17 protein-coding genes are annotated in these 17,163 nt (G+C 68.0%); 16 read left to right on the forward strand and 1 reads right to left on the reverse strand.

The annotated features are described in order from the left end of the window. The first annotated feature begins 432 nt into the window (after nucleotides 1-432). The 5 genes from JZ792_RS37620 to trmD all read left to right on the forward strand — a co-directional run bounded on the left by JZ792_RS37620 (nucleotide 433) and on the right by trmD (nucleotide 3,160). Nucleotides 433-1,008, forward strand: coding sequence for a dihydrofolate reductase family protein (locus JZ792_RS37620; protein ID WP_216917669.1), 576 nt, complete (start codon nucleotides 433-435; stop codon nucleotides 1,006-1,008). 204 nt (nucleotides 1,009-1,212) lie between these two features. Further along, the gene (gene rpsP, locus JZ792_RS37625; protein ID WP_216917670.1) at nucleotides 1,213-1,650 is read left to right on the forward strand and encodes a 30S ribosomal protein S16; all 438 of its coding nucleotides are present in this window, start codon (nucleotides 1,213-1,215) and stop codon (nucleotides 1,648-1,650) included. Beyond that, a complete protein-coding gene (locus tag JZ792_RS37630) occupies nucleotides 1,651-1,893 on the forward strand; it encodes an RNA-binding protein (protein WP_067782143.1) in 243 nt (80 codons plus the stop codon). It abuts the gene before it with no gap. Continuing rightward, complete coding sequence (gene rimM / locus JZ792_RS37635) at nucleotides 1,894-2,415, forward strand: ribosome maturation factor RimM (protein ID WP_216917671.1); 522 nt, start codon at nucleotides 1,894-1,896, stop codon at nucleotides 2,413-2,415. 61 nt (nucleotides 2,416-2,476) lie between these two features. Next, a complete protein-coding gene (gene trmD / locus JZ792_RS37640) occupies nucleotides 2,477-3,160 on the forward strand; it encodes a tRNA (guanosine(37)-N1)-methyltransferase TrmD (RefSeq protein ID WP_216917672.1) in 684 nt (227 codons plus the stop codon). A 32-nt stretch (nucleotides 3,161-3,192) separates the two neighbouring features. Here trmD and JZ792_RS37645 read toward each other — a convergent pair whose 3' ends face one another. Further along, on the reverse strand, nucleotides 3,193-4,044 hold the full coding sequence (locus tag JZ792_RS37645) for a helix-turn-helix transcriptional regulator (protein ID WP_216917673.1): 852 nt from the start codon (nucleotides 4,042-4,044) through the stop codon (nucleotides 3,193-3,195). Between the two features lie 119 nt (nucleotides 4,045-4,163). Between JZ792_RS37645 and JZ792_RS37650 the strand changes: the two genes are divergently transcribed. From JZ792_RS37650 to dprA, 11 genes are all read left to right on the forward strand, one after another. Further along, complete coding sequence (locus JZ792_RS37650; protein ID WP_216917674.1) at nucleotides 4,164-5,855, forward strand: AMP-binding protein; 1,692 nt, start codon at nucleotides 4,164-4,166, stop codon at nucleotides 5,853-5,855. Beyond that, nucleotides 5,855-7,504 (forward strand): AMP-binding protein, encoded by a 1,650-nt coding sequence (locus JZ792_RS37655; protein WP_216917675.1) that lies wholly within the window; start codon nucleotides 5,855-5,857, stop codon nucleotides 7,502-7,504. Before JZ792_RS37650 ends, JZ792_RS37655 begins: the two co-directional genes overlap by 1 nt. A gap of 70 nt (nucleotides 7,505-7,574) precedes the next feature. After that, nucleotides 7,575-10,061 carry a Tex family protein gene (locus JZ792_RS37660; RefSeq protein ID WP_216917676.1) on the forward strand — a complete coding sequence of 829 codons (2,487 nt, stop codon included), beginning with the start codon at nucleotides 7,575-7,577 and terminating at the stop codon, nucleotides 10,059-10,061. A gap of 32 nt (nucleotides 10,062-10,093) precedes the next feature. Beyond that, a complete protein-coding gene (locus JZ792_RS37665) occupies nucleotides 10,094-10,957 on the forward strand; it encodes a hypothetical protein (RefSeq protein ID WP_216917677.1) in 864 nt (287 codons plus the stop codon). Nucleotides 10,958-11,157: 200 nt separating this feature from the next. Then, a complete protein-coding gene (gene rplS, locus JZ792_RS37670; protein WP_109529704.1) occupies nucleotides 11,158-11,499 on the forward strand; it encodes a 50S ribosomal protein L19 in 342 nt (113 codons plus the stop codon). Nucleotides 11,500-11,626: 127 nt separating this feature from the next. Next, nucleotides 11,627-12,418 carry a signal peptidase I gene (gene lepB / locus JZ792_RS37675; protein ID WP_308165610.1) on the forward strand — a complete coding sequence of 264 codons (792 nt, stop codon included), beginning with the start codon at nucleotides 11,627-11,629 and terminating at the stop codon, nucleotides 12,416-12,418. Between the two features lie 66 nt (nucleotides 12,419-12,484). Continuing rightward, on the forward strand, nucleotides 12,485-13,249 hold the full coding sequence (locus tag JZ792_RS37680) for a ribonuclease HII (RefSeq protein ID WP_216917678.1): 765 nt from the start codon (nucleotides 12,485-12,487) through the stop codon (nucleotides 13,247-13,249). Nucleotides 13,250-13,373: 124 nt separating this feature from the next. Beyond that, nucleotides 13,374-13,679 carry a DUF2469 domain-containing protein gene (locus JZ792_RS37685; RefSeq protein WP_011210678.1) on the forward strand — a complete coding sequence of 102 codons (306 nt, stop codon included), beginning with the start codon at nucleotides 13,374-13,376 and terminating at the stop codon, nucleotides 13,677-13,679. Nucleotides 13,680-13,791: 112 nt separating this feature from the next. Beyond that, nucleotides 13,792-14,148 (forward strand): YraN family protein, encoded by a 357-nt coding sequence (locus tag JZ792_RS37690; protein ID WP_216917679.1) that lies wholly within the window; start codon nucleotides 13,792-13,794, stop codon nucleotides 14,146-14,148. After that, nucleotides 14,148-15,656 (forward strand): YifB family Mg chelatase-like AAA ATPase, encoded by a 1,509-nt coding sequence (locus tag JZ792_RS37695; protein ID WP_216917680.1) that lies wholly within the window; start codon nucleotides 14,148-14,150, stop codon nucleotides 15,654-15,656. Before JZ792_RS37690 ends, JZ792_RS37695 begins: the two co-directional genes overlap by 1 nt. An 89-nt stretch (nucleotides 15,657-15,745) precedes the next feature. Beyond that, nucleotides 15,746-16,909: a DNA-processing protein DprA gene (gene dprA / locus JZ792_RS37700; protein WP_216917682.1), complete on the forward strand. Its 1,164-nt coding sequence runs from the start codon at nucleotides 15,746-15,748 to the stop codon at nucleotides 16,907-16,909. Nucleotides 16,910-17,163: the final 254 nt, after the last annotated feature.

Genomic DNA, 17,163 nt, shown 5'->3' on the forward strand with positions numbered 1-17,163 from the left:
CCCCCGGCGCCCCCGCCGACTTCGTCGTCTACCGCGAAGACCCCCGAATCGACTCGGCCATGCTCACCGCCCCGCAGTGGGTCGTGTTGCGCGGGCGCGTCATCGAATCGGGCCCGGTAACAGGCCACCGCTGACCGGGTCGACGTTATAGGGTGAGTCCGCTTTTCCGCTGACGGTCGGTAGACACTTGTGTGTTCGATTCGGGTGACTGTGCGCGAGGGGAGATGGACGTGATGTCGAGTGCCGAAACTTCGGTGATCCACCCGCTGGGGCCCACCGCTACTCTGCGCTGAGTCGGCCACGCCGCCGCGCTCGAATCGCGAGAAGGTGTCTGTCACCGAGATCGGTGAACACTTCTCGGCGTGGCAGCGATGAGTTCCTGTCCGCTGTCGCGTCCAGATCTACAGGACGTATTGCGACAGGAGGTTCGAGATGCGGGATCTGGTGGTCACCCAGAACATCACGGTCGACGGGGTCATCGATGCGAGCGAGGGATGGTTCACCGTCGGAGACGACGCCGTGGACGATGCCGATATCGTCGCCGAGTTGATGACGCACACCGCCGCCTGTGACGCGGTGCTGTTCGGACGGGTCACCTTCGAGCAGATGCGCGAGTACTGGCCCGAACAGACCGATGACAAGACCGGGATCACCGACGATCTGAACGAGATGACCAAGTACGTCGTGTCGGGGTCGCTCGGCGATCCGGGCTGGCGGAACTCGATCGTCCTGCGCGGGTTGGACGAGGTCAGGGCGCTCAAGCAGCAGTCGGGCAGGGATATCGTGAGCACCGGCAGTATCACCCTGGTGCACGCGCTGATCGAGGCGGACCTGGTCGACGAATACCGTCTGTTCGTCTATCCGGTCGTGGTCGGGCACGGTGCGAGGCTGTTCGTCGACGGCACGGCGGTCCCGGCGTTGCGGCTGGTCGAGAGCAAACAGTTCCGGTCCGGTGTGGTCCTGCTGCGGTACCGGACGACGCCGGCGGAAGGCTCGCCGCGACGGTGAGCGACGACCTCGCTCCGACCGAGGCGATTTCCGGGCGCGGTGACCGGTCTGGCACAATGATGCACCGTCCTTCCTGGACAGTGTCAGCCCGTCTCCGGTCACGTACCGCGCGGCGGTCACACACTCCAAGCGTGAAACCGGGCTCGCAGACCGTGCGAGTCGCTGAATCGCGCCGTGACCAACCACCGAAAGAGGCAGATCAGCATGGCTGTTCGCATCAAACTCACCCGTCTGGGCAAGATCCGCAACCCGCAGTACCGCATCGTCATCGCGGACGCCCGCACCCGTCGTGACGGCCGGGCCATCGAGTCCATCGGCAAGTACCACCCCAAGGAAGAGCCCTCGCTGATCGAGGTCGATTCCGAGCGCGTGCAGTACTGGCTGGGTGTCGGCGCGCAGCCGACCGAGCCCGTGCAGCGTCTGCTGGAGATCACCGGCGACTGGCAGAAGTTCAAGGGCCTGCCGGGCGCCGAGGGCACCCTGAAGGTGAAGGCCCCGAAGACCTCCAAGCTGGATCTGTTCAACGCGGCGCTCGCCGCCGCCGACAACGCGCCGACCGCCGACGCCGTCACCCCGAAGAAGAAGGCCGCCAAGAAGGACGAGGCCGCCGAGGCGACCGCCGAGACCGAGGCTGCCGAATAAATGAGTGCCGTCGTCGCCGATGCCGTCGAACATCTGGTTCGCGGTATCGTCGCCAACCCGGATGACGTCCGCGTCGAGCTGATCACCGGCCGCCGCGGGCGCACCGTCGAGGTGCACGTGCACCCCGAGGACCTGGGCAAGGTCATCGGGCGTGGCGGTCGTACCGCGACCGCGCTGCGCACCCTGGTCGCCGGAATCGGCGGCAGGGGCATCCGGGTCGACGTGGTCGATACCGATCAGTAGATGGAACTCGTCGTAGGACGGGTCGCCAAGTCGCACGGTGTGCGCGGCGAACTCGTCGTCGAGGTTCGCACCGACGAGCCGGAGGCGCGTTTCGCGCCGGGCGTCACCCTGCGCGGTCGGTTGCGGTCGAAAGAGGTTCGCGACTTCACCGTGGAGTCGGCCCGTGAGCATTCGGGTCGGCTTCTGGTGTTCGTCGCCGGAATCTCCGACCGCACCGCCGCCGACGCGATACGCGGCACCCTGTTCTTCGTCGACAGTGACGACCTGCCGTCTTCGGGCGATTCGGACGAGTACTACGACCACGAACTGGAGGGCCTCGCCGTCCAGCTCACCGACGGGACCGCGGTCGGCACCGTGACCGAGGTATTGCATTCCGCCGCGGGAGAACTGCTTTCGGTGCGCGCGGCCGAGGACGGCAGGGAGATCCTGATCCCGTTCGTCAACGCCATCGTGCCCACCGTGTCGCTGGCCGACCGGCTCGTCGTCATCGATCCGCCCGAAGGGCTGCTCGATCCGGAGTAGGGGTGGCACGCCACTCGACACCGTCGAGGCAAGTGCGCGGGCGTGGAGACCAGGAGGGTCGATGAAGATCGATGTCGTCACGATCTTTCCGGAATATCTGGAGCCGCTGCGCACCGCGCTGCTCGGCAAGGCCGTCGACAAGGGCCTGATCTCGATCGACGTCCACGACCTGCGTCGGTGGACCCACGACGTGCACAAATCGGTCGACGATTCGCCCTACGGCGGCGGCCCGGGCATGGTCATGAAACCGACCGTCTGGGGTGACGCCCTCGACGAGGTGTGCCCCGACGACGCGCTGCTCGTCGTGCCGACTCCGGCGGGTGTGCCGTTCACCCAGGCCATCGCCGAACGCTGGGCGGTGGAGAAGCATCTCGTCTTCGCGTGCGGACGCTACGAGGGCATCGATCAGCGCGTCTTCGACGACGCCGCCCGTCGCGTGCGCGTCGAGGAAGTCAGCATCGGCGACTACGTTCTCATCGGCGGCGAGGCCGCCGTCCTGGTGATGACCGAGGCGTTCGTTCGTCTCATCCCCGGTGTTCTCGGCAATCAGCAGTCGCATCGGGAGGATTCGTTTTCCGACGGACTTCTCGAAGGCCCCAGCTACACCCGCCCGGTCACCTGGCGCGGCCTCGAGGTTCCGCCGGTATTGCTCTCCGGCGACCACGCCAAGGTCGCCGCCTGGCGTCATGAACAATCCCTCGCCCGCACCCGCGACCGTCGCCCGGATCTGCTGCCCGACGCCTGAGCGCGGGATCGCCCGGGCGCGGGATCACCGCGTCAGGGAAGCAGCCCGTAGCGGCGGGCAAGGACGACCGCTTCGTGCCGCGAATGCGCGTCGAGTTTGGTCATCGCGTTGCGGAGATAGCTTTTGACCGTTTCCGGCCCGAGTGAGAGCCGTTGCGCGGCTTCCTGATTGGTGCAGCCGAGGGCGATGTGGGCGAGGACGTCGAGTTCGCGTCGCGACAGGCGCGGTGCGTCGGGGACCGGACCGCCGTTGAGGGCGCGGGCCATGCGTTCGCAGACATCGCGCAGCCGGATGCGCAACTTCTCGTCGGAGGCGGTACGCGCCAATCCGCGCAATTCGGCGTGCAGATCGCGCAGTTCCTCGGTGGCGGCGGGCGCGGTCTCGGTCGTCGGCGCCGCCGATTCGAGCAGTCGCAGCCGCCGGTCCACTTCGTCACGGACGGTGATCTCGGTGGTGAGACGACGCCCGGCGGCGACCATGAGGTCGACGGTGCGGTCGCCCAACGGGGTGTCACCGCGCGTCGCCGCGTAGAGCACGGCGCGCGAGCGGTTGTCCACCACCACCGGCACCGCGAGGACCGAGCGGATGCCCTCACCCGAGACCGGTCCGTCGTAGTGGTGGGTGATGGACGCGGCGCTGCGGTAATCGGTCACCGACGCCGGACGGCGCATATCCATGACGCGACCGCCGAGACCCGAGGTGCGCAACACCGGAAGTCCGCGCAATCCGTTGGTGACGGTGCCGACGAATTCCGTCAGCAGCAGCGTGTCCTCGTGCACCTCACCGCCGAAGACCACAGGGACCCCCGCCTTGGTCGCGACCCACCGGATCTCCGAACGCAGCGCGTCGCCGTCGCGTGGGCGAAGGAGAGAACCGGTGGTCAACAGACTCACCCCTTTTCGGGGGTAGTGGTGGAGCGGGTGTGACCCACATCCTATGGGAGACGGCAGTGGCCCGGATCACCGATGGGCCACGGCGGTACGAACACCGATGAGGAGACGACATGAGCACGGACCTGACGCGGCGGGTGCGCGATCTGCTTGACACCTACGACGGGCCGCACGCGTGCGCGGCGCGTCTGCTGTGCGACCGGCATCCGAGCGACGCCGTCGCGTTCACCGTCATCGAAGCGGACCTCACCGCCACCGACCTCACCTACGGTGACCTGCGGGAACGGTCGTCGCGATGCGCGTCCGCACTGGCCGACCTCGGCATCGGCCCCGGTGACCGGGTCGCCACCCTGATGTCGAAATCCGCCGATCTGGTCGTGGCGCTGCTCGGCATCTGGCGGCTCGGCGCTGTCCACGTACCCCTGTTCACCGCCTTCGCCCCACCCGCCATCGCCCTGCGCCTGACCGCGAGTCGCACGGTTCTGGTCATCGCCGACGTCGATCAGGCCGCCAAGCTGGCCCCCGGTGACGACATCCCCGCCGACGCGCCCTGGCGGCTCGTGATCGCGGGTGAACGTACGCGGGTCGAGGCTGCCCTCGGCGCGACCACGGCCGCGGATTCGGCCGAACTCCGGCCGCCGCCCTCGGTCTTCTCCTTCGACGAACTCCTCGCCGCGCACTCCGCGGACGACCCGGGAGCCGAAGCGGTCGCGGTCGGCGGCGACGGCCTGCTGGTGCAGTTGTTCACCAGTGGCACCACCGGCACGCCGAAGGGGGTGCCGATTCCCGTGCGGGCCCTGGCCTCGTTCCACGCCTATCAGGAATTCGCCCTCGACGTCCGGCCCGACGACGTGTTCTGGAATGCCGCCGATCCGGGGTGGGCCTACGGGCTGTACTACGCGATCCTCGGCCCGCTCGCCTCGGGTATCCGCTCGCTGTTGCTGCACGCGGGTTTCTCGGCGCCGCTCACCTGGCAGGTGCTGGAACGGTTCGGCGTCACCAATTTCGCCGCGGCGCCGACGGTGTATCGCGCGCTGCGATCCGACGAGACGCCGGTGCCGGAGGGGATCTCGCTGCGGCGCGCGTCCTCGGCGGGGGAGCCGCTGACGCCCGACGTGGTGTCCTGGTCCGCGCGGGAACTCGGCGTCGCGGTGCGCGACCACTACGGGCAGACCGAGCACGGCATGGTCATCTGCAACGCCTGGCACGACGAACTCGACGCGCCGACCCCGCTCGGCTCGATGGGCAGGCAACTTCCCGGCTGGAGTTGCGCGGTCCTCGCCGACGACGCCGATGTCGAGGCCGCGCCGAACGAGATGGGACGCGTCGCCATCGACACCCGTGACAGTCCGCTGATGTGGTTCCTCGGCTACCTCGACGCCCCGGATCGCACCGCGCAGCGCTTCACCGCCGACGGTCGCTGGTATCTCACCGGCGACGCCGGATCACGTGACGCCGCGGGGTTCTTCCGCTTCTCCTCCCGCGACGACGACGTCATCATCATGGCCGGTTACCGCATCGGCCCTTTCGAGGTGGAAAGCGTGCTCGTCCTGCATGATCGGGTCGCCGAGGCGGCGGTGGTCGGGATGCCGGACGAGTTGCGGGGCGAGGTGCTGGAGGCGTTCGTGGTGCTGCTCGACGGGCCGGGCGGCAGTGCCGAACTGGCCGCCGAACTCCAGCGGCTGGTGAAGGAGAAATTCGCGGCCCACGCCTACCCGCGTCGGGTGCATTTCGTGGACAGCCTGCCGAAGACCCCCAGCGGCAAGGTGCAGCGCTTCGTGCTTCGCAGGCAGGGGACCAAGTGATGTCGGCCCTCCCCAGCTACGCGTCCGGCATCTCGGACACTCCCATGCTCGGCGACACCATCGGCGCGAACCTGGATCGCACGGTGGCCGCGTACCCGGATCGCCTCGCACTTGTCGACAGTCCCACCGGACGGAGCTGGACCTATCGCGAACTCGGCGCCGCTGTCGACGCGGTGGCGACCGGCCTGGCCCGCCTCGGGGTCGACGCCGGTGATCGGGTCGGAATCTGGGCGCCGAACTGCGCCGAATGGTTTCTGGTCCAGTACGCGACGGCGAAGATCGGCGCGATCCTGGTCACTGTCAATCCGGCTTATCGGACCGGTGAACTCGAGTACGTCGTGCGCCAGGCGGGCACGCGCGTACTCGTCGCCGCGCGGGAATTCAAGTCGTCGGACTACGCCGAGATGATCCGACAGGTGCGCCCGAACTGCCCCGGGCTGAAACAGGTGCTGATCCTCGGATCCCCCGAATGGGAGGCGATCGCGGGCACCGAACCCGATACCGAACTGCTGGCCGCTCGCGGCGGCGCACTGTCGACCGACGATCCGATCAATATCCAATACACCTCGGGGACAACGGGTTTCCCGAAGGGTGCCACGCTCGGTCATCACAACATCCTGAACAACGGATATTTCGTCGGCGAGCTGTGCGGGTACACCGAACACGACCGGGTGTGCGTCCCGGTGCCGTTCTATCACTGCTTCGGGATGGTCATGGGGAATCTGGCCGTCACCACTCACGGTGCGGCCGTGGTGATTCCGGCTCCCGCCTTCGATCCCGTCGCGACCCTGGCCGCGGTCGAGGAATACCGGTGCACGTCGCTGTACGGGGTGCCGACCATGTTCATCGCCGTGCTCACGGAACTGGAATCCCGCGCCGCCGCCGACCGACCGGATCTGTCGAGTCTGCGGACCGGCATCATGGCCGGATCCCCGTGCCCGGTCGAGGTGATGAAACGCGTCATCGATCGGCTGGGTATGACCGAGGTCTGCATCTGCTACGGCATGACGGAGACGAGTCCGGTGTCGACCCAGACCCGTCGCGACGACAGCATCGACCGCCGTACCGCCACGGTCGGCCGGGTCGGGCCGCACCTGGAGGTCAAGATCGTCGACCCGGTGACAGGCGCCACGGTGCCACGCGGTGAACCCGGCGAACTGTGCACCCGCGGCTATTCGGTCATGCTGGGCTATTGGGAACAGCCGGAGAAGACCGCCGAGGCGATCGACGCCGCGCGCTGGATGCACACCGGCGATATCGGCGTGATGGACCAGGACGGATATCTCGCGATCACCGGCCGGATCAAGGACATGGTCATCCGCGGCGGCGAGAACATCTATCCGCGCGAGATCGAGGAATTCCTCTACACCCATCCGGATGTTCTCGACGCCCAGGTCATCGGGGTTCCCGACGAGAAATACGGCGAGGAGCTGATGGCCTGGATCCGGATACGCGAGGGCGCAACGCCTTTGGATGCCGCGTCGGTGCGGAACTTCTGTACGGGAAGATTGGCGCATTTCAAGATCCCGCGCTACGTGCACATCGTGGACGATTTCCCGATGACGGTCACCGGCAAGGTCCGCAAGGCCGAGATGCGTGAACTCGCGGCGCGGATGCTGGCCGAATCCGCTGGATCGGCGATCGGATGAACGGGGCGTGGCGACCGCACTTCACCCGGGCGTCGGCCGCGTGTCAGCGGACAGCGGTAGTGTCTGCGGCGTGACGACAGCGCCCGAGACCGCCAGTTCAACGACGAACACCGAAACGCCGGCCGCCGCACCTGCCGCCGCCGTGCCCACCGCTCTGGCCAGCGTCGGCCGACGCATCGCCGAGGAACTCGGTGTGCGCGAGAGCCAGGTCAGATCGGCCGTCGAATTGCTCGACGCGGGTTCGACCGTGCCCTTCATCGCGCGGTACCGCAAGGAAGTCACCGACGGACTCGACGACGCGCAGTTGCGTCAGCTCGACGAACGCCTGCACTATCTGCGCGAACTCGACGAGCGTCGCGGCGCGATCATCGAATCCATCAAGGGACAGGGCAAACTCGACGACGCGTTGCTCGGCCAGCTGATGACGGCCGAGACCAAGGCCCGCCTCGAGGACATCTACCTGCCGTACAAGCCCAAGCGGCGCACCAAGGCCCAGATCGCCCGCGAGGCCGGACACGAGCCGGTGGCCGACGCCCTGATCGGCGACGCCGCCACCGACCCGGCGCAATACAGCGCCGAACAGCTCGACGGCGCCCGCGCGATCCTGGTCGAGCGCTTCGCCGAGGACGCCGATCTGGTCGGTGAACTGCGCGAACTGATGTGGAACCGGGGTCAGGTCGTCTCGTCGGTGCGCGCGGGCAAGGAAGAGGCGGGCGCGAAATTCTCCGACTACTTCGAATTCAGCGAGCCGTTCGCGAAACTGCCGTCGCACCGGATTCTCGCGCTGCTGCGCGGGGAGAAGGAAGACATCCTCTCACTGCAACTCGAAGCCGATACCGAAGAACTCGAACCGGGCGAGCGCACGATCTACGAGGGTCGCATCGCCGTGCGATTCGGCATCGCCGACCGTGGTCGCCCCGCCGACAGCTGGCTGCTCGACACCGTGCGCTGGGCTTGGCGCACCAAACTCCAGGTGAGCCTGGGGATCGACACCAGGATGCGGTTGCGCCAGGCCGCCGAGAAGGACGCCGTCGACGTCTTCGCCACCAACCTGCGTGATCTGCTGCTCGCCGCGCCCGCGGGCACCCGCACCACGATGGGACTCGACCCCGGCTACCGCACCGGGGTGAAGGTCGCCGTGGTCGACGCCACCGGCAAAGCGGTCGCCACCGAGGTCATCTACCCGCACAAGCCGCAGGGGCAGACCGAGAAATCCCTCGCCGTGCTCGGCGCCCTCGTCGCGCGCTTCGGTGTCGAACTCATCGCCATCGGCAACGGCACCGCCTCGCGCGAAACCGACGCTCTCGCCACCGAACTCATCGCGCGCATCCCGGAGAACAAGCCGACCAAGATCGTCGTCTCCGAGGCGGGCGCTTCGGTCTACTCGGCCTCCGCCTACGCCACGCAGGAACTTCCCGATATGGATGTCTCGCTGCGCGGCGCGGTCTCCATCGCACGCCGCCTCCAGGATCCGCTGGCCGAGCTGGTGAAGATCGATCCGAAATCCATCGGTGTCGGCCAGTACCAGCACGACGTCTCGGAGACCCTGCTCGCGCGCTCGCTCGGCGCGGTGGTCGAGGACGCGGTGAACGCGGTCGGCGTCGATGTCAACACCGCCTCGGTGCCGTTGCTCTCGCGCGTCTCCGGTATCGCCGGTTCGATCGCGGAGAACATCGTCGCGCACCGCGATCAGAACGGGCCGTTCCGCAGCCGCACCGCACTGCTCGCCGTGCCGCGCCTGGGGCCCAAGGCCTTCGAACAGTGCGCGGGCTTCCTCCGGATCCGCGGCGGCGACGACCCGCTCGACACCTCGGCCGTGCACCCCGAGGCGTACCCGGTGGTGCGGCGCATCCTGGAGTCGACAGGCAGTCCGATCACCGAACTGATCGGCAACACCTCCGCGCTGCGGGCCCTGCGGCCCGCCGAATTCACCGACGAGACCTTCGGTGTCCCCACCGTCACCGACATCATCTCCGAACTCGAGAAGCCCGGCCGCGACCCGCGTCCGGAATTCAAGACCGCCGAATTCGCGGCGGGTGTGGAGAAGGTCGCCGATCTGGAGCCGGGCATGGTGCTCGAAGGCGTGGTCACCAATGTCGCCGCTTTCGGGGCCTTCGTCGATGTAGGCGTGCACCAGGACGGCCTCGTGCACGTCTCGGCCATGTCGCACAATTTCGTCAAGGATCCGCGCGAGGTCGTGAAATCCGGCGACGTGGTCAAGGTCAAGGTGCTCGAAGTCGACGTCGCGCGCCAGCGCATCGGACTGTCGTTGCGCCTGGACGACGAGCCGGGCGTGGCCGCCAAGCCGGAACGGGGCGGCGGCAATCGCGGCCAGGGCGGGCGCGGCCAGGGCCAGCGCGGTCAGCAGGCCGGGCAGGGCGGCCAAGCGGGCCAGGGCGGTCAGGACAAACGGCAGGGCGGTCAAGGCAAACCGCAGCAGGGCGGCCAGAGCCGTAATCAGGGCCAGGGCCGCAACCAGGGCAATCAGCGCCGTAACGCGCCCGCGCCGACCGGATCCATGGCCGACGCCCTGCGTCGCGCCGGTTTCGGTCAGTAGGCACCGGACCAGAAGCGGAGGATCAGGCGGCCATGCGCAGATGGCTCGAAGACGATGTGATCGCGCCGGGCCGCCTGCCGCTGCTGTGTTTTCTGCTCGGCTTCATCGTCGGCTTCCTCTTCATCCGGCTCAGCGTGCGGCTGATCAGGAAGAAGGTGCGCTGGTGGCCGGGCAATCTGAGCGCGGGCAGCGTGCACGTGCACCACATGGTGTTCGGCGTCGTCCTGGTACTCGGCTCCGGCCTCGGCATGATCGCGGTCTACGACGACGCCGACAATCTCACCGCGAGCCTGCTCGCGGCGTCGTTCGGCATCGGCGCTGCCCTCGTCCTCGACGAATTCGCGCTGATCTACTACCTGCGCGACGTCTACTGGGAGGAACAGGGACGCACCTCGGTCGACGCGGTGTTCGTCGCGCTCGCGGTGACCGGCCTGCTGCTGCTCGGATTCCATCCGCTGTCGCTGCTCGAGATCAACGATTTCCGCAGTTCGATGGGGACCGAGGCGCGTACCGTCGTCAGCCTCTTCGCGGTGTTCAACCTGATGCTCGCGGCCATCGTCATCGCCAAGGGCAAGATCTGGACCGGCCTGTTCGGCATGTTCTTCCCGCCGTTGCTGATGGTCGGGGCGTTCCGGCTGAGCCGTCCCGGCGCGCCATGGGCCCGCTGGCGCTATGCCGACCGCCGTCGCATGATGTATCGCGCCATCGTCCGGGAACGCCGCTACCGCAGGCCCGTGATCAGGGCGAAGATCTTCATCCAGGATCTGATAGCAGGCAGCCCCGATGTCGAGCACGTGCGTGTCGCGGCCGAGGCCGAACTCGCCAGAACGGTGGTGCCCGCCCCGCCGTCCCCGCACCCGCATCACCTACCGTGGGACCGCAAGTCCGAGCACTGAGGACCGCGCCGCTCCGCGCGTCGACGGCCACGCCTCCGGTGGGGCGATTTTTCCCGCGTGTCCGTGGTCTGGCACAATGCATGGGTTGCCCTGGGTGCATGTCGACCCCGGGAGCGTCCCTTGATTCGGAGCATGAACCGGTCGCGCAGTCATATGCCGCCAGGGTCCTCTGTTCGCGCAAACATCACATAAGGATGGACATGAACACCCTTGACTTCGTAGACGAGCAGTCGCTGCGCAGCGACGTCCCCGACTTCCGTCCGGGCGACACCCTCAATGTGCACGTGAAGGTCATCGAAGGCTCGAAGGAGCGCATCCAGGTCTTCAAGGGCGTCGTCATCCGACGCCAGGGTGGTGGCATCCGCGAGACCTTCACCGTCCGCAAGGTGTCCTTCGGCGTCGGCGTCGAGCGCACCTTCCCGGTGCACACCCCCAATATCGACCACATCGAGGTCGTGACCCGCGGCGACGTCCGCCGGGCCAAGCTGTACTACCTGCGTGACCTGCGTGGCAAGGCCGCCAAGATCAAGGAAAAGCGCTGATCTTCGTCGCTTGACACCTCGGGCCGGTGAACTCCACGGCCCACCCCGGCGCCTCGGTCGCGCCGCGAAGTTTCCTTCTGGCCCGGCACCGGACGAACAGTCCTGGTGTCGGGCTAGTCTGTTCGGCGTGGCAAACGAAAGTGGGTCGGTGGAGGTGTCCGGATCGGACGACGAGGGGGCTTCGCGCAGTCGCGGTAGATCGCGTCGGAAGAAGTCCAAGAAACAGCGCCCGTTCTGGCAGGAATTGCCGATCCTGATCGTTGTCGCGGCGGTGATCGCCGCGCTCATGGTGAGTTTCGTCGGACGTCCCTACGTCATTCCGTCGCAGTCCATGGAGCCGACCCTGCACGGTTGCCCCGGCTGCACCGGCGACCGCATCTACGTCCAGAAGTTGACGTCCTACTGGAGCGATCCCGAGCCCGGTGACGTCGTGGTCTTCGTCGGACCGCCCTCGTGGAACGACACCTACACCTCGATCCGTTCGGATAATGCCGCCGTGCGCGGTGTCCAGAACTTCTTCGCTTTCTTCGGATTGGTACCGCCCGACGAGAACGACCTGGTCAAACGGGTGATCGCGGTCGGCGGCCAGACGGTGCAATGCTGTGACGCCGAGGGGCGGGTCATGGTGGACGGTAAGCCACTGGACGAGCCCTATGTCCAGTTCGACTACAAATGGGTTCCCGGCCAGCAGAACGCGAGTTATCCCCACGGGCGAGTATTCGGTCCGGTGACCGTGCCCGAGGGCAATCTGTGGGTGATGGGCGACAACCGCAACCAGTCCCGGGATTCCCGCGCCCACGTCGGAGACGAATTCAACGGCACCGTGCCCTTGGACAACGTCCGAGGTAAAGCCGTGTTCAAGATCTGGCCGCCGAGCCGGATCGGTCCGATCAAGTCGCAGGATCCCCAGACGAATTGAGCCGGTCGCGGATCACCGAAGTGGCGGCGGGATAATCGAACTGTGGGGCAGGGTCGAGAAGCTGTGATGCCGAGTACCGGTTGGCCGCCGCGTGTGGTGATGCGCCGTGCGGGCGGACTACGCACCTTGGAAGCGGCGCTGATACGCAACGGCCTCGGTCCGGTCGCGGGCGTCGACGAGGCGGGGCGTGGGCCGTGTGCCGGACCGCTGGTCGTCGCGGCGTGCCTGCTGGCGCCCAAGGCCTACGACAAGCTGGCCGGGCTCGACGATTCGAAGAAACTCAGCGAGGCGACCAGGGAGGAACTGTTCCCGGTCATCACCCGGTTGTCGCTGGCCTACGAGATCGTCGTGATCCCGGCGTGGGAGATCGACTCGATCGGCATCCACGTCTCGAATATCGAGGGCATGCGCCGCGCCGTCGCCGGGCTGAAGCAGACGCCCGGATATGTGCTCACCGACGGGTTCCGGGTTCCCGGCATCCCGGTGCCGTCGCTGCCGGTCATCGGGGGCGACGCGGTCGCGGCCTGTATCGCGGCGGCGAGCATCCTGGCGAAGGTCACCAGGGACCGGATGATGGTCGAATTGGACCGGCGCCTGCCCGGTTACGGTTTCGCGGCGCACAAGGGCTACAACACGCCCGAACACACCGACGCCCTGCACCGGCTCGGGCCGAGTAACGAACATCGCAGATCGTGGCGCAATGTCAGGGACGCGATGGGTCTGCGGCCGCTGGACGCGGCGGTGGATTACGCCGACACGGTACTGGCGTCGGGCCCCGCGGAGGGCTCCGGGGACAGCCGAGTGGCTGGCGATGCCGCTCATGCGAGATGATTGTCCGCATGCGACGCAGCGGTTTGAGTGACGGGCCAGGAAGCGGCAGCCTGCGTTACCACGAAGGGCCCCACGAACACCGCACATCGAACGCAGTGCGGCGAGAAGGAGGACGTCCCACCCGATGAGTGCCGAGGACCTCGAGAAGTACGAAACCGAGATGGAACTGTCCCTGTACCGCGAGTACAAGGACATCGTCGGTCAGTTCTCGTACGTGGTGGAGACCGAGCGCCGCTTCTACCTTGCCAATTCCGTCGAGCTGCGTCCGCAGAACGCCGACGGCGAGGTGTATTTCGAAGTGCGGATGAGCGATGCGTGGGTGTGGGACATGTACCGCCCCGCCCGCTTCGTCAAACACGTCAGGGTGATCACCTTCAAGGACGTCAACATCGAAGAGCTGGAGAAGCCGGACCTGCGGCTTCCCGAGTGATCGCGGGGTAGCCGCCGGGCGAGTTGTCCACAGCCCGGCCGCTATCCACAGGGCAGGTGTTGTGCCTGGTCGGCGTCGGTGACTCGTGGCCGTCTCGGGTGATGCTGTCCGGGTGGCAGACAAACAGACGCTCGGCGCGCAGGGGGAGGAGCTGGCGGCACGGTTCCTCGAGGCCGCCGGAATGCGGATCATCGAGCGGAACTGGCGGTGCCGATACGGCGAACTCGACCTGATCGCCCGTGATCGCGAGGTCACCGCCTTCGTCGAGGTGAAGACCAGGACCGGCCTCGGCTACGGCACACCCGCCGAATCGGTCACTTTCACCAAACAGCAGCGCATCCGCAGACTGGCGCTGACCTGGCTGGTCGAGCAGGAAGGGCCGTGGCGCCACATCCGTTTCGACGTCGTCGGGGTGTTGCTCCGCCGCGGCTACCGGCCCGTCATCGAACATCTCGAGGGGGTGTTCTGATGCCGCTCGGTCGCGCCAACTCCGTGGCCGTCACCGGGGTCGACGGGCAACTGGTCGAGATCGAGGCCGATATCGGTCAGGGTCTGCCCTCGGTGAACCTGGTCGGCCTGCCCGACACCGCACTCCAGGAATCCAGGAACCGGGTCCGTTCGGCGGTCGCCAATTCCGGCGAGAAATGGCCGGACGGACGTGTGGTGCTCGCGCTCTCGCCCGCGACCCTGCCGAAGATCGGCAGCGTCTACGACCTGGCGCTGGCCGTCGCGGTACTCGACGCGGCGGGTTCGGTACCCGCCGAGCGGCTGGCGAAGACCGTCCTGCTCGGCGAACTGGCCCTCGACGGCCGGGTGCGGCGGGTGCGCGGCGTGCTGCCCGCGGTGATCGCGGCGCGCAACGCGGGTTGGTCGACCGTTGTCGTCCCGGCGGGGGCGCTGGCCGAGGCCGGATTGGTGGACGACATCGAGGTGCTCGGCGCGACCGACCTGCGCGCCGTCGTCCGGTGGCTGCGCGGCGAGGGCATGCTGCTCGAACCGGACGTGACATTGCCCGACCTGCCCGTCCCCGGCGGTGACCTCAGCGAGGTCGTCGGTCAGGAGGAAGCGCGGTGGGCACTGGAGGTCGCGGCGGCGGGCGGACACCACCTCCTGCTCACCGGTCCACCGGGAATCGGTAAAACCATGCTGGCGCAGCGGCTTCCGGGTCTGCTTCCGCCACTGACCGAATCCGAATCGCTCGAGGTGACGGCCATCCACTCGATGGCGGGAGCCCTGTCGGGCGACCATCCGCTCATCACCGCACCGCCTTTCGTCGCCCCGCACCACTCCACCTCGGCGACCGCCATGGTCGGCGGCGGCTCCGGTTCGGCACGCCCCGGCGCGATGAGCCGCGCCCATCGGGGCGTGCTGTTCCTCGACGAATGCGCCGAGCTGGGAACCAAGGTGCTCGAAGCCCTGCGTACCCCGTTGGAGGAGGGGGAGGTGCGGATCGCCCGGCGCGACGGCGTGGCCCGATACCCCGCCCGATTCCAACTCGTGCTGGCCGCGAACCCGTGTCCCTGCGCGCCCGCGCGCGATATCGACTGCATCTGCGCGCCCCTGGCCCGCCGCCGCTATCTGGGCAAACTCTCGGGCCCACTGATGGACCGCATCGACCTCCGCGTGCGCTTGCACGGCGGTGCCGGCACCACCTTCGACAGCGAGGTGGCCGAGAGCAGCGAGGTGGTGCGCGCCCGGGTGACCACGGCCCGCCGCGCCGCCGTCGATCGGTGGCGCGAGTACGGCTGGACCACCAACGCCGAAGTCCCCGGCCACGCGCTCCGACAGAAATTCCCGCTGCCGAAGGACGCCGTCGCGCCGGTCGAAGCGGCGCTGCGTGTCGGCCGGATGTCGGCTCGCGGCGCGGACCGGGCACTGCGCGTGGCGTGGACCATCTGTGACCTCCGTGGAGGCGAACTGCCCACCGCTCGGGACGTGCTGCTTGCCCTCAACTTCCGTCAGCGGGATGCGCAGTGAGCGCGGACAGGCTCGGCGTTCCGGCCGGTGTCGGGAACGTGGAGTCGGTAGTAGTTGGGCCGACGGTTCTCCATACTGGCTCGCGCACGATCGACCTGGACGCCGTCGCGGCCGACGAGCGGCGGCTCGCGTGGGTGTACCTGTCGCGGGTGGTGCAGGGGCCGTGCGCGGCACTGTCGGCCTTGATCGAATCGGTCGGACCGGTGGAGGCGGCGCGCGCGGTGCGCGAACGCGATCTACCGGAATCCCTACGCGGACCGACCGCGCAGCGGCGTGACAGTGACTGCGCGGCAAGGGATCTCGACGCGATACAGGCACTCGGTGGTCGGGTGGTGACGCCGGACGATCCGGAATGGCCCGCCTGGCGGATGCTGGGATTGGCGCAGTTGGAGACCGGCCGGGATCAGGACGGCGCGGTCCCGCTCGTGCTGTGGGTGCGCGGATCGCGATCCCTGCTCGACGCCACCGAGCGCGCGCTGGCCGTGGTCGGCGCGCGATGCAGTACCGGATACGGCGATCGGGTGACCGGCGAGATCACCGGAGATCTCGCCGCGCGCGGCTGGACGATCGTGTCCGGTGCGGCCTTCGGCATCGACGCGATGGCGCACCGGGCGGCGCTGGCCGTGGGCGGCACGACGATCGCGGTCCTGGCCTGCGGTGTCGACAGGCCCTATCCCGCGCAGCACGACCGGCTGCTCGCCGAAATCGCCGACGTCGGATTGGTGGTCAGCGAATATCCGCCGGGCACGGTCGCGCGCAAACACCAATTCCTGGCCAGGAACCGAATCATCGCCGCCCTCGCCGACGGCGTACTCGTGGTCGAAGCGGGCCTGCGCAGCGGCGCGCGGAACACCGTGAAATGGGCACGCCGAATGGGCCGTCCCGCACTCGCGACACCCGGCCCGGTGACCTCGGCCGCCTCCGTCGGCTGCCACCGCATGATCCGTGACGGCGAGGCGCTGCTGGTCACCCGAGCGTGCGAGGTGATCGACGAGGCAGGCCCACTACGCCTGTCGCTGCCCGATGCCTCGCAGACATCGACCGCCCCGACCGAGGCACTGACCGGCGCCTGCGCCACCGTCTACGCGACCCTCCCGACGATCGGTGCCCGCCTCCCCGCCGCCCTTGCCGCACAGACAGGTCTACCGGTACCGGAGATCCGCGCCGCGTTGACCGAACTGGAACTGGCAGGGCTGGTCGGACTCGACGACACCGGCTGGCATCGTGTCCGTCCCGGCCGCGGCACAGGATAGGTGTGGGGTGCGAAGGCGTGGGTCGTCGCGTGCTGACCAGCCTCCTGGACCCGGCACGATGAGTGTGGGGCCGCCGGACGGTCCACCTGCTCGAACACCCCGGCGGGGAACGAGTTCTCGAGGGATCACCCAGACCGGGCGACCGACGAAGGGATCGGCGTGTGCGAGAGCGGGTTGTGCGCCGATCAGCACCGCGACCAACACCGCGGCGCCGAGGCCGGACAACTCACTCGACCACAGACCGTGCGTGTGGC

It is taken from the genome of Nocardia noduli, from assembly GCF_019038455.1.
Taxonomy (GTDB): Bacteria; Actinomycetota; Actinomycetes; order Mycobacteriales; family Mycobacteriaceae; genus Nocardia; species Nocardia noduli.

Excerpts from the sequence above, each read along its gene's own strand:
- trmD (WP_216917672.1), top strand. The coding sequence starts at position 2,477 with ATGAAGATCGATGTCGTCACGATCTTTCCGGAATATCTGGAGCCGCTG.
- JZ792_RS37620 (WP_216917669.1), top strand. The coding sequence starts at position 433 with ATGCGGGATCTGGTGGTCACCCAGAACATCACGGTCGACGGGGTCATC.
- rplS (WP_109529704.1), top strand. The coding sequence starts at position 11,158 with ATGAACACCCTTGACTTCGTAGACGAGCAGTCGCTGCGCAGCGACGTC.
- JZ792_RS37655 (WP_216917675.1), top strand. The coding sequence starts at position 5,855 with ATGTCGGCCCTCCCCAGCTACGCGTCCGGCATCTCGGACACTCCCATG.
- JZ792_RS37650 (WP_216917674.1), top strand. The coding sequence starts at position 4,164 with ATGAGCACGGACCTGACGCGGCGGGTGCGCGATCTGCTTGACACCTAC.
- JZ792_RS37685 (WP_011210678.1), top strand. The coding sequence starts at position 13,374 with ATGAGTGCCGAGGACCTCGAGAAGTACGAAACCGAGATGGAACTGTCC.
- JZ792_RS37680 (WP_216917678.1), top strand. The coding sequence starts at position 12,485 with ATGCCGAGTACCGGTTGGCCGCCGCGTGTGGTGATGCGCCGTGCGGGC.
- JZ792_RS37665 (WP_216917677.1), top strand. The coding sequence starts at position 10,094 with ATGCGCAGATGGCTCGAAGACGATGTGATCGCGCCGGGCCGCCTGCCG.
- rpsP (WP_216917670.1), top strand. The coding sequence starts at position 1,213 with ATGGCTGTTCGCATCAAACTCACCCGTCTGGGCAAGATCCGCAACCCG.
- rimM (WP_216917671.1), top strand. The coding sequence starts at position 1,894 with ATGGAACTCGTCGTAGGACGGGTCGCCAAGTCGCACGGTGTGCGCGGC.
- JZ792_RS37695 (WP_216917680.1), top strand. The coding sequence starts at position 14,148 with ATGCCGCTCGGTCGCGCCAACTCCGTGGCCGTCACCGGGGTCGACGGG.
- JZ792_RS37630 (WP_067782143.1), top strand. The coding sequence starts at position 1,651 with ATGAGTGCCGTCGTCGCCGATGCCGTCGAACATCTGGTTCGCGGTATC.